The sequence below is a fragment of the Streptomyces sp. NPDC055506 genome, from assembly GCF_053643595.1.
Genome location: NZ_JBSHKH010000002.1, coordinates 116,064 through 127,678 on the forward strand (window position 1 = coordinate 116,064; position 11,615 = coordinate 127,678).

At 72.6% G+C, this 11,615-nt stretch carries 11 protein-coding genes; 6 read left to right on the forward strand and 5 right to left on the reverse strand.

Annotation, left to right across the window (positions count from 1 at the left end):
• The first annotated feature begins 121 nt into the window (after positions 1–121).
• A complete protein-coding gene (locus tag ACWIF2_RS01360; RefSeq protein WP_184599437.1) occupies positions 122–370 on the forward strand; it encodes a hypothetical protein in 249 nt (82 codons plus the stop codon).
• Here ACWIF2_RS01360 and ACWIF2_RS01365 read toward each other — a convergent pair.
• Together ACWIF2_RS01365 and ACWIF2_RS01370 are read right to left on the reverse strand one after the other, a co-directional pair.
• Positions 349–972 (reverse strand): HAD family hydrolase, encoded by a 624-nt coding sequence (locus ACWIF2_RS01365; RefSeq protein ID WP_454357951.1) that lies wholly within the window; start codon positions 970–972, stop codon positions 349–351. The two genes, ACWIF2_RS01360 and ACWIF2_RS01365, sit on opposite strands and share 22 nt — an antisense overlap.
• 52 nt (positions 973–1,024) lie before the next feature.
• On the reverse strand, positions 1,025–2,023 hold the full coding sequence (locus ACWIF2_RS01370; protein ID WP_454357952.1) for a hypothetical protein: 999 nt from the start codon (positions 2,021–2,023) through the stop codon (positions 1,025–1,027).
• 153 nt (positions 2,024–2,176) lie between these two features.
• Between ACWIF2_RS01370 and ACWIF2_RS01375 the strand changes: the two genes are divergently transcribed.
• From ACWIF2_RS01375 to ACWIF2_RS01385, 3 genes are all read left to right on the forward strand, one after another.
• Positions 2,177–4,726 carry a helicase-associated domain-containing protein gene (locus ACWIF2_RS01375; protein ID WP_454357953.1) on the forward strand — a complete coding sequence of 850 codons (2,550 nt, stop codon included), beginning with the start codon at positions 2,177–2,179 and terminating at the stop codon, positions 4,724–4,726.
• 173 nt (positions 4,727–4,899) lie between these two features.
• Positions 4,900–5,031, forward strand: a complete 132-nt coding sequence (locus ACWIF2_RS01380) for a hypothetical protein (RefSeq protein WP_311126344.1) — start codon at positions 4,900–4,902, stop codon at positions 5,029–5,031.
• Between the two features lie 96 nt (positions 5,032–5,127).
• A complete protein-coding gene (locus tag ACWIF2_RS01385; RefSeq protein WP_454357954.1) occupies positions 5,128–5,319 on the forward strand; it encodes a hypothetical protein in 192 nt (63 codons plus the stop codon).
• Here the strand turns inward: ACWIF2_RS01385 and istB are convergent.
• Positions 5,297–6,556, reverse strand: coding sequence for an IS21-like element helper ATPase IstB (gene istB / locus ACWIF2_RS01390; RefSeq protein WP_454357955.1), 1,260 nt, complete (start codon positions 6,554–6,556; stop codon positions 5,297–5,299). The two genes, ACWIF2_RS01385 and istB, sit on opposite strands and share 23 nt — an antisense overlap.
• Positions 6,557–6,720: 164 nt before the next feature.
• Here istB and ACWIF2_RS01395 point away from each other — a divergent pair, with 164 nt between their 5' ends.
• Positions 6,721–8,364 carry a DNA repair helicase XPB gene (locus ACWIF2_RS01395; RefSeq protein ID WP_454357957.1) on the forward strand — a complete coding sequence of 548 codons (1,644 nt, stop codon included), beginning with the start codon at positions 6,721–6,723 and terminating at the stop codon, positions 8,362–8,364.
• Between the two features lie 19 nt (positions 8,365–8,383).
• Here ACWIF2_RS01395 and ACWIF2_RS01400 read toward each other — a convergent pair whose 3' ends face one another.
• Positions 8,384–8,572 (reverse strand): hypothetical protein, encoded by a 189-nt coding sequence (locus ACWIF2_RS01400; protein WP_454357958.1) that lies wholly within the window; start codon positions 8,570–8,572, stop codon positions 8,384–8,386.
• Between the two features lie 247 nt (positions 8,573–8,819).
• Between ACWIF2_RS01400 and ACWIF2_RS01405 the strand changes: the two genes are divergently transcribed.
• Positions 8,820–10,859: a HelD family protein gene (locus tag ACWIF2_RS01405; protein WP_454357959.1), complete on the forward strand. Its 2,040-nt coding sequence runs from the start codon at positions 8,820–8,822 to the stop codon at positions 10,857–10,859.
• Between the two features lie 4 nt (positions 10,860–10,863).
• Here ACWIF2_RS01405 and ACWIF2_RS01410 read toward each other — a convergent pair whose 3' ends face one another.
• The gene (locus ACWIF2_RS01410; RefSeq protein WP_454357960.1) at positions 10,864–11,604 is read right to left on the reverse strand and encodes an SDR family NAD(P)-dependent oxidoreductase; all 741 of its coding nucleotides are present in this window, start codon (positions 11,602–11,604) and stop codon (positions 10,864–10,866) included.
• Between the last annotated feature and the right edge of the window lie 11 nt (positions 11,605–11,615).

The window sequence follows — 11,615 nt, forward strand, 5'->3', positions numbered from 1 at the left end:
ACGGCTCTTGATAGCACTCGGGCGGGCCGCACGGACCCGCCGGTACCAAGGCTAATGCTCTTCAGGCCGGTGACAAGACGTCACCGGGTTGTTCCTTCGGGCTGGGAACTACCCTGGTCCGGTGCCTGACAAAACCCAAACGAATTCCGCCGCGCCCGGTGACCGTCTGGTCCGTGCCGGTGCCATCGTCTTCTTCATCGGTGCCGTGGCCACACTGGTCACGGTCGCCCCGCTGTTCCTAGGGACGACGCCCTTTCCGACGTACATGTTCGGATTGAGCATGCTCATGGCGGTCGGTTTCCTGATGGCCGGCGCGGGAGTACTGCGTTCCGTGGCGGCCGGCCGGCGTCAGGCGCGCGCGGGGCGGTAGTCCGAAAGCCACCCGGGGAATTCGGTCAGGTCCCCGAGGACGACGTCCGCGCCCGCCGCGCGCAGCTCCTCCGGGGAGCAGGGGCCGGTGGCCACCGCCACGGACAGCGCGCCGGCCGTCCGGGCACCGCGTACGTCTCCGACGTGGTCGCCGACGTAGACGGCCGCGTCGTGCTCACGCAGCGCCTCCGCCTTCTGCTCGGCCCACAGATCACCGATCACCGCGTCGGGCTCTATGCCAAGGTGGGCGAGGTGCAGCTTGGCGTTGGGCTCGTACTTGGCGGTGACGACTATCGCGCGCCCGCCGGCCTCCCGTACGGCCGCGATGGCCTCGGCGGCGCCGGTCATCGCCGGGGTCGCGGCGATGGCGATCGACGGATACATCTCCCGGTACAGATCGGCCACGTCCCCGACCTCCTCGGCCGGGAACCAGTTGATCAGCTCCTCGGCCAGCGGCGGCCCGAGCCGCGTGACCGCCAGATCGGCGTCGACGTACGTGCCCGTCCGCTCGGACAGCGCCTGGTAGCAGGCGCGGATGCCGGGGCGGGAGTCGATGAGGGTCATGTCCAGGTCGAAACCGACGGTGAGTGCCATATGGGCCATTGTGCCCAGGGCGTATGGCCGGCAGGCGTCCCGGGGGTGCTCAGGATGTGGGCTACTTCTGCCGCTGGGAGCGCCACACCAGGAACAGCGCCGACGCCACCGCCGCGCCCCGGACCACCCAGGGCCAGGTCTCGGAGACCGCGTCGTTCATATGGCCCTCGGCGATCGGAGTGCCCCAGCGGCCGTTCATCCTGCCCCAGAGCCACACCAGGCCCGCTGTGACGGCGAGCCCGGGCAGGACCATGACGGCCCACTTCGTCTCCGCCTGGGTCAGCCGGCGCGAGGCGTAGGCGATGAGCCAGCCGAGGAGGAGCACGAACCAGTTGCCGAGCACGGCGCCCGCGACGAGCAGCCCCGCGGCGGCGAGGAGCAGCGGGTTGCTCCAGCTGCCGGAGGGCAGCCGGGGGAGGCGGCGACGGCTGCCGGTCTCCGCCGCTTCCTCCACGGCCTCGACGGCCGGCTCGGCCTCCTCCTCCGTCAGCGTCTCCTTCGCCGGCTTCCTCGGCTGCGGCGGCTTCAGCAGGTCCGGCAGTTCCACGCCGCCCACGAAGCCCGGCACCTCCTCGCCCACGCCGAACGGGCTGCTGTCCACGCGCCACCAGTCGGGCTGTACGACGCTGTCCCCGAGCTCGTGCCCGGCGGCCAGGTGCGGCGGGGCCGGGCCCTCGGAGGGCGCCGGGTGGGGCTCATCGGCGGGCCGGGCCGGACGGGGCCGGGGAACGACGCGCCGCAGCACCCCCTTCGCCCGCTCCTCCGGCTCGGTGTCGCGCTGCACGGGGACGGAAGGGGGAGCGGGGGCGGTGCTCCGCGGCGCACCGCCGGTGCCTTCCGCTGCCGCCGCCACGACCTCGTCGGGGCTGCCCATGCGGGTCAGGATGCGGCGGACGGCGGCGGGCGAGTCGACGGTGGCCTTCGCGCGGCGCCGGTCGATCTCGTCGCGCAGGCCGGCGACCAGGCGCATCCGGGTGGCCGACGACAACTGCCGCTGCTGGGCCACGTCGCCGACCCGGCTCAGATACTCGTAAACGACCTGGTCGCTCTCAATCCCCACGAAGTCCCCTCCGGGGCGGGTGCGTTGGCTGACGCCGTCGGACGACGGTATCGCGAGTACCGGCAGGTCGGCCAAGAGGCCCGTCCGGCGATCGGGCCCGAGGTGGCCCGCAGTCGGCCCGGCCGCCCTGGGCGACCCGCTACCGTGGACCGGATGAGCACCGAGGACAGGCCCCCGGCCCCCCGCTCGCTCGCGGAAGCGCTCCGCGCGCGGGGCGATGCCGCGCTGGGCGCGCTTCTGCGCAGCCGCCCGGACCTCATCACTCCCGTGCCGACCGACCTCACTCAGCTCGCGACCCGGGCCGGCACCCGTGCCTCGGTCGTGCGCGCCCTGGAGCGGCTGGACCGGTTCGCGCTGCAGACGGCGGAGGCGCTGGCCGTGGCGGCGGACCCGGCGACCTACGACGAACTGCTCGGGCTCACCGCCGGGGACGACGCCGACCCGGCCGTCGTCGCCGCGCTGCCGCACGCCCTGGACACCCTGCGCGAGCAGGCCCTGGTCTGGGGCGGCGACGACCGGCTGCGGCTGGTCCGTACGGCACGAGAACTGCTGGCTCCCGCGCCGCAGCACCCCTCGCCGACCGGTCTCGGCCCCACCGTCCAGGAGGCCACCGCCGGGATGTCCCCGGGGCGGATCCAGGAGATCGTCACGGCCGCCGGACTGGCCTCGACCCATGACTCGGTCTCCGCGGTGACCGCCCTCACCGGCCTGTTCACGGACCGGGCCAGGATGACCGCGCTGCTCGACGGCGCCCCGGCCGACTCCCTGGACGTGCTGGAACGCCTGGTGTGGGGGCCGCCGTACGGGCAGGTCACCCCGGACCCGGCGCCGCGGCTGCGCTGGCTGCTGGACCGGGGACTGCTGCTGCCGACGGCGCCGGGGACGGTCGTCCTGCCGCGCGAGGTCGCCCTGCACCTGCGGCGGGGGCTGGCGCACCGGACGCCGGAGCCTCTGCCGCCGGTGGTCGAGGCCGCGGCCGTACATCGTCCACAGGTTGTGGACAGTACGGCGGCCGGGCAGGCGTACACCGCGCTGGCGACCGTCGAGGAGCTGCTGAAGGACTGGGACGAGGGCGGGCCCGCGGTGCTGCGGGCCGGTGGGCTGAGCGTGCGGGACCTGAAGCGGACCGCCGTCGCCCTCGACGCGCCGGAGCCGGTCGCCGCGTTCTGGGTGGAACTGGCCTACGCGGCGGGCCTGATCGCCTCGGACGGGGAGGCCGACGAGCGGTACGCGGCGACCCCGGCCTACGACGAGTGGCTTCAGGCGCCCCCCGCCGAGCGCTGGTCGCGGCTGGCCACGGCCTGGCTCGCGGCGACGAGGACGGCCGGTCTGGTGGGCGGGCGGGACGCGAAGGACCGTACGTTGTCGGCGCTCGGGCCGGGCCTGGACCGCTCGGCGGCGCCCGAGGTACGGCACCGGGTGCTGGCGCTGCTGGCCGGGCTCCCGGAGGGGGCCGCTCCGGACGCCGGGTCGGTGCTCGCCCGGCTGCGCTGGGAGCGCCCCCTGCGCGGCGCACAGCGCGAGGACGACCCGCGCACCCGCCTCGCCCAGTGGGCGCTGTCCGAGGCGGAGCTGCTGGGCGTCACCGGCCGGGGCGCGTTGTCGGCTCACGGCCGGGCCCTGCTGGGACCGGCGGCGGCCGTGAAGCACCCCGAGGCGGAGCCCTCCGGATCGGCGGGTCCGGGAGACAAGCTGCCCGTCCATCACCACCACCATCGCCCCGCCCCGGTCGCTCCCCTCTCCCCCGCCGAACAGGCCGTCGCCTCCGCCGCGGCGGCCCGGCTCCTCACGCCCCAGCTGCCCGAGCCGCTGGACCATGTGCTGCTCCAGGCCGACCTGACGGCGGTGGCGCCCGGGCCGCTGCGGCGCCCGCTCGCCGACATGCTCGGGGTGCTGGCGGACGTCGAGTCCAAGGGCGGGGCCACCGTCTACCGGTTCACGCCCGGCTCGGTGCGGCGCGCGCTCGACGCCGGGCAGGCCGCCTCCGACCTGCACGCCTTCCTGGCCGCGCACTCCCGTACGCCGGTGCCGCAGCCGCTCGCCTACCTGATCGACGACGTGGCCCGCCGGCACGGCCAGCTGCGTGTCGGAGCGGCCTCGGCGTATGTGCGCTGCGACGACGACGCGGTGCTCAACGAGATCCTCGCCGACAAGCGGGCCGCGGGGCTGGGCCTGCGCCGGCTCGCCCCGACCGTGCTGGCCGCGCAGGCCGACCCCGCGGGGCTCCTCGAAGGGCTGCGGTCGATGGGGTTCGCGCCGGCCGCCGAGTCCGCCGAGGGCGATGTGCTGATCACCCGCGCCCTCGCGCACCGCACCCCGCCCCGTACGGCGCCCGAGCCCGTGCCGGACGGCCCGCCGGTCCCCGACGACATCCTGCTCGCGGCGGCGCTGCGCGCCATCCGGGCCGGCGACCTGGCCTCCACCACCCCGCGCAAGCCCGGCGCCGCTCCGGCGGTCAACGGCGAGCTGCCCCGCACCGGTTCCGCCGAGACCCTCGCCACCGTGCAGGCCGCCGTCCTGACCGGCGAGGCCCTGTGGATCGGCTACGTCAACGCCGAGGGCACCGCCAGCCAGCGGGTCATCGCGCCCATCCGCGTCGAGGGCGGCTTCGTCACGGCGTACGACCACACCGCGGACGAGGTCCGTACGTATCCGCTGCACCGGATCACCGGGGTCGCGGAGCTGGCGGACGACTCCGGCTGACCCGTCCCGGGCAGGGGCGCTTCTCACCCGTTCGGGTGCACGCCGCCGTTCATGCACGCCACGCCGGGGATGTCCCACCCTCGGGCGACCTTGCCGGGCGTGCCGCATCACGCGCTGGGCCCGGGGGCAGCCACCGGGTGTTCCTGTGAGCACCGTCGAAAGGAAGTCCCAGCATGCGCGCTGTCCGTCGAGTCACCGCCGTCCTGGCCACCGCCGCCCTGATGATGTTCGGTGGTCTCGCCACCCCGGCCGCGGCGGTCGGCATCGATGTCGCCGGCCTCGTCATCGAGACGCCGCAGATCTGATCCGTCTCCGCGCACCCGTCGGGGCCGGCCCCGCGTTCCGGGCCGGCCCGGGGTGTGGTGTCCCGCACCGCTCAGCCCGTGAAAGGCCCTGCCGCCATGCGTGAAAAGCTTCCCGCCGTCGTACTCACCGCCGCCGCCCTCGTGGGCGTGTTCGCGCCCTCGGCCGCGGCGGCGCCGCCCGCGCTGCCGCTGCCCATCCCGGCGGCCCACGCCGAATCCCTGGTGGGCGAAGGCGTCTCCGTCGAGGGCCCGCTGGTCAACACCATCAGTCTGTCCACGCTGCGGTAGCGCGGCGCGTCCGGTAACTGTCGCCCTCCAGCCGGACCACCTCGGCGTGATGGGCGAGGCGGTCCGCCATCGCGGGCGCGGAGGTACCGAACACCTCGTCCCAGCGGCCGAGCGGGCGGTCGCTGGTCACGATCAGCGAGCCACGCTCGTAGCGGTGCGCGACCAGCCGGAAGAACAGGGCGGCGGTGGCCCCGTCGAAGGGCGTGTAGCCGATCTCGTCGACGATCAGGAGGGGGTGTTCGTCGAGGGCGGCCAGCTCCGCTTCGAGCCGGCCGGCGGCCCTGGCGTCGCTCAGCCGGGCGGCCCATTCGGCGGCGGTCGCGAACAGCACCCGGTGCCCGGCCTGGCAGGCCCGCACGCCCAGGGCGACCGCCAGGTGCGTCTTGCCGGTGCCGGTCGGGCCGACGAAGACCACGTTGCGCCGGGCGGCGACGAAGTCCGCCTTGCCGAGCCGGGCCACGGTCTCCCGGTCGAAGCCCCGGGGGTGCTGCTGGTCGAAGTCCTCCAGGTGCTTGCGGGCCGGGAAGCCGGCCGCGCGGATCCGGGCCTCGGCGTCGGCGTCCTGCTCCGGCCCGGTCACCGGCTCGGGCTCCGGCCGCCGGGGCGAGGGCAGCGTGACCGCCGGGGTGTCCTCTTCCGGCAGCGGGAGCACGGCCTGCGGGTGCCCGGCCGGTGCACGGTCGGCGTGCCCGCGATCGGCGTGCCCGCGATCGGTGTGTGCGCGATCGGTCTGCGCGGCCATCGGGCCCGACATGTACGCGAGGATCGCCGCCGAGGCGATGAACGCCATGTGGATCACCGTGCCCCACAGCAGGGCGTGGCGGGAGGTGTGGTGGACGTCCACGAACATCTGGAGCAGATGCACGGAGGAGATGCCCACGATCGCGGTGGCGAGCTTGACCTTCAGTACGTTGGAGTTGACGTGCGAGAGCCATTCCGGCTGGTCGCGGTGGCCCTGGAGGCCGATGCGCGAGACGAAGGTCTCGTAGCCCCCGACGATCACCATGATCAGCAGATTGGCGATCATGACGACGTCGACGAGCTTGAGAACGGCGAGCATCACATACGTCTCGGTGGCGTGCCCGCTCACGCACATGAGGATTAAGGTCCAGAGTTCCTTGAAGAACTTGTAGACGTAGACGCCCTGGGCGGCCACCAGCCCGAAGTACAGCGGGGCCTGGAGCCAGCGGGTGGCGAACAGGGCGTATCCGAGCGTGGTCGTCGGCGTATTCTGCACGGTTCGCCATTCTTCGGGGACACCGTGGAAAAACTGAATTCACACCACACGTTGGGATGAAAAGGCATTCTGTAGGACCGGCGTCGTTCCAGCAGCGCAGATCACACCCTCGGGGGGCGTCGATCAGGCACACTGGACGTTTGGCCGCAGAAAGGGTGCCGCGCGTGAATGGTCCGCTGATCGTCCAGTCCGACAAGACCCTGCTCCTGGAAGTCGACCACGAGCGGGCCGACGACTGCCGTCGCGTCATCGCCCCCTTCGCCGAGCTGGAGCGGGCGCCGGAGCACATCCACACCTACCGGGTGACCCCGCTGGGCCTGTGGAACGCGCGCGCGGCGGGCCATGACGCCGAGCAGGTCGTGGACGCGCTGGTGGAGTACAGCCGCTATCCGGTGCCGCACGCGCTGCTCGTCGACATCGCCGAGACGATGGACCGCTACGGTCGGCTCACCTTGTCCAAGCACCCGGCGCACGGCCTGGTCCTGACGACCACCGACCGGCCGGTGCTGGAGGAGATCCTGCGGTCGAAGCGGATCACCCCGCTGGTCGGCGCCCGGATCGACCCGGACACGGTCGCCGTGCACCCATCGGAGCGCGGGCAGATCAAGCAGACCCTGCTGAAGCTGGGTTGGCCGGCCGAGGACCTCGCCGGGTACGTCGACGGCGAGGCGCACCCGATCGAGCTGGCCGAGGACGGCTGGGCGCTCCGGCCGTACCAGAAGCAGGCCGTCGAGAACTTCTGGCACGGCGGCTCCGGCGTCGTCGTGCTGCCCTGTGGTGCCGGGAAGACCCTGGTCGGGGCCGGTTCGATGGCGCAGGCGAAGTCGACGACGCTGATCCTCGTCACGAACACGGTCTCCGCGCGGCAGTGGAAGCACGAGCTGGTGAAGCGGACATCGCTCACCGAGGACGAGATCGGCGAGTACAGCGGGACGAAGAAGGAGATCCGGCCCGTCACGATCGCCACGTACCAGGTGCTGACGACCAAGCGGAAGGGCGTCTATCCGCACCTGGAGCTGTTCGACTCGCGGGACTGGGGCCTGGTCGTCTACGACGAGGTGCATCTGCTGCCGGCGCCCGTCTTCAAGTTCACGGCGGATCTGCAGGCGCGGCGGCGGCTCGGCCTGACGGCCACCCTGGTCCGCGAGGACGGCCGTGAATCGGACGTGTTCTCCCTGATCGGGCCCAAGCGGTTCGACGCTCCGTGGAAGGAGATCGAGGCGCAGGGCTATATCGCGCCCGCCGACTGCGTCGAGGTGCGGGTCAATCTGACGGACTCCGAGCGGCTCGCGTACGCCACGGCCGAGACGGAGGAGAAGTACCGCTTCTGCGCCACGACGGCGACCAAGCGGAAGGTCACGGAGGCGATCGTCCGCCGCTTCGCCGGGCAGCAGATCCTGGTGATCGGCCAGTACATCGACCAGCTCGACGAGCTGGGTGAGCACCTCGGGGCGCCCGTGATCAAGGGCGAGACGTCGAACGCGCAGCGCGAGAAGCTCTTCGACGCCTTCCGCGAGGGCGAGATCAGCGTGCTGGTGGTCTCCAAGGTCGCGAACTTCTCGATCGACCTGCCGGAGGCGACGGTCGCGATCCAGGTGTCGGGCACCTTCGGCTCCCGCCAGGAGGAGGCCCAGCGTCTCGGCCGTGTGCTCCGCCCCAAGTCGGACGGCCACCAGGCCCACTTCTACTCCGTGGTCGCCCGGGACACCATCGACCAGGACTTCGCGGCCCACCGGCAGCGCTTCCTGGCGGAGCAGGGGTACGCGTACCGGATCGTCGACGCGGACGAGCTGCTGGCGGACAGCTGAGAACGGCGGGTCCGCAGGCTCACTTGTGGCGGACCACGCCGACCTCCTCGCCGTACTGTCCGAGGATGATCACGTCGAAGGCGGCGCCCGCGAAGACCTTGACGGCGCGCAGGGCGTCGCCGAGGCGGTGGCGGTGGCTGCCGGTCACGGCGGTGGCACCCGGCGGCCGGCCCGGTGCGGGGGCAGGGGAAAGGGTTGCTGCGCTCATGTCTCCATGGTGCGGTTTCGCCCGTAAAGCCCGCGTCGGTCCAGGGACCGATCCTGCGTCGTCCGCTCGTATGACCTCGTGGGACAACAACCCTTGAGGGTCACCGGAAAACCGTTGGCGGCCGCCTCCCCCGCTCCTCTAAGATCTCCGCTTCTTGCCCGCCTCCCTCACGGAGTGCCGCCGACCGGACGGAAACCGGCCGGCATCTCACCGCCATCTCTTCAGCAGGTCCTCCGGAGGCACCCCCTTGTCCACGCCCGTCGACGACCCGCTCTCCCGTGAGCGCTCCCACCTCTCCGCGTCCCGTTCCGCCCTGCGTGCCATGCGCGAGGACGTCGAGGCCCTCGACATCACCGACGTCACCGCGAACTGGGTCAACGCCGAGGTGCTGGCCCACCAGATCGAGGAGCGCATCAAGGCCCTGGCCGACCTCAGCGACACCCCGCTGTTCTTCGGCCGGCTCGACTATCTGCACACCCCGGGCGCCGAGCAGGCCGAAGGGGCGGACGGGGAACGCTTCTACATCGGGCGGCGGCATGTGCACGACGCCGACGGCGACCCGATGGTGATCGACTGGCGCGCACCGGTCTCGCAGCCGTTCTACCGGGCCACCAAGAAGGACCCGCAGGACATCGCGCTGCGCCGACGCTTCGGCTACACGGGCGGCGACCTCACGGCGTACGAGGACGAGCACCTCTCGGACCCGGCCGAGGCGGCGAAGACCAGCAGACTGCTCCAGCAGGAGATCGAGCGGCCGCGTGTCGGCCCGATGCGGGACATCGTCGCGACGATCCAGCCCGAGCAGGACGAGATCGTGCGCTCCGGCCTCTCCGGCTCGGTGTGCGTGCAGGGCGGCCCGGGCACCGGGAAGACCGCCGTCGGCCTGCACCGGGTCGCCTACCTCCTCTACGCCCACCGCGAGCGCCTCGCCCGCACCGGCACCCTGGTCATCGGACCCAACCGGTCCTTCCTGCACTACATCGAGCAGGTCCTGCCCGCGCTGGGCGAGTTGACCGTCCGGCAGGCCACCGTCGAGGACCTGGTGGCGCACGTCGAGATCAAGGGCACGGACGACGCGACGGCCGCGGTCGTCAAGGGCGACGCCCGCATGGCCCAGGTGCTGCGCAGGGCCCTGTACGCACACGTCACCCTGCCCACCGAGCCGGTCGTGGTGGTACGCGGCTCCCGCCGGTGGCGTGTTCCGCAGTACGAACTGGAGGACATCGTCCGCGAGTTGCTCGACCGCGACATCCGCTACGGTGCCGCCCGCGAGGCCCTGCCGCAGCGCATCGCGCACGCCGTGCTGGTGCAGATGGAGCGCTCGGGCGAGGCGCCGGACGACCGGGTGCAGGACGCGGTGGCCCGCAACAGCGCGGTCAAGGCGGCCGTGAAGTCGGTGTGGCCCGCCGTCGATCCGGCGAAGCTGGTGCTGCGCCTGCTGTCGGACGCGGACTTCCTCGCCGAGCACGCGGCGGGGATCCTCGGCGAGGAGGAGCAGAAGGCGATCCTGTGGGCGCGACCGGCGCGCAGCGTCAAGTCCGCCAAGTGGGCGGCGGCCGACGCCGTCCTCGTCGACGAGGCCACCGACCTGATCCAGCGGACGCACTCTCTCGGGCATGTCGTCCTCGACGAGGCGCAGGACCTCTCCCCCATGCAGTACCGGGCGGTCGGCCGCCGCTGCACCACCGGCAGCGCGACCGTCCTCGGCGACCTGGCGCAGGGCACCACGCCCTGGGCGACCCGCGGCTGGCAGGAGGCGCTGACCCACCTGGGCAAGCGGGACGCGGTGGTGGAGGAGCTGACGGCGGGCTTCCGTGTGCCGACGGACGTCATCACCTACGCCTCCCGGCTGCTGCCGCACATCGCCCCGGGTCTCACCCCGGTCGTGTCGATCCGCGAGAACCCCGGCCACTTCGAGGTCCGGGCGGCCCCCGCGACCACCGATGTGGTCGAGGCCTGCCGCGAACTGCTGCGCAACGAGGGCTCGACCGGTTTGATCGCGGCGGACGCCCGGATCCCGGAGCTGGCACGCGCCCTGGCTGAGGCCGGGATCCCGTACCTCGGCCCGGGCGAGGAGACCACGCGGGAGACCCGCCTGACCCTGGTCCCGGCCTCACTCGCCAAGGGTCTGGAGTACGACTACGTGGTCCTGGACGAGCCGCGGGCCGTGGTCGACGGCGAGCCGGACGAACGGACGGGGCTGCGGCGCCTGTACGTGGCGCTGACGCGAGCGGTGTCGGGGCTGATCGTCACGCACGCGGCACCGCTGCCGCCACAACTGGCGTGACCGCTCAGGTCGCGACGTAGCCCCCGTCGGCGGCGAGCACCGCGCCGGTGATGTAGCTGGCCTTGTCGGAGGCCAGGAACGCCACGGCCTCGGCGATCTCCTCGGGCTCGCCGGCGCGGGTGAGCGGAGTGTTCCGGCTGAACTCGTCGAACATCTCGCCCACCGTCTCGACGGCCATGTCGGTGCGGATCGGGCCGGGCGCCACGGAGTTGACGCGAACGCCCGCCGCGCCGAACTCGACGGCCCACGACCGGGTCAGCGCGTCCATCGCGGCCTTGGAGGCGTTGTAGACGGAGCCGACCGGGGTGCCGACCTGCCCGGCGACCGACGAGACGTTGACGATCACGCCCTTCTTCTTGGCCACCATGGCCGGCACGAGCGCGGCCGTCAGGAAGTAGGTCGCACGGACATTGATGTCGAACACCTGCTGGTAGCTGTCGAGGGGCTGCTCGATCGTCGTAGAGAACGGGAAGATGCCCGCGTTGTTCACGAGCACGTCCACTTCGCCGACCTCCTCGGCGAGCCTGCGGACGTCGTCGATGTCGGCGACGTCCGCGACGACGAAGTGGCCCGTCCCGCCCGCCCGCTCGATCAGCTCGACGGTCTCCTTGCCGAGCTCGGCCCTGCGCCCGGTCACATAGACGGTGGCACCCGCCTCCGCGAGCTTGACCGCGATCGCGCGGCCGATGCCCGACGTGGCGCCGGTGACGAGTGCCTTCTTGCCCTGAAGTTCCTTGGTTGTCATGTCTGCCAACC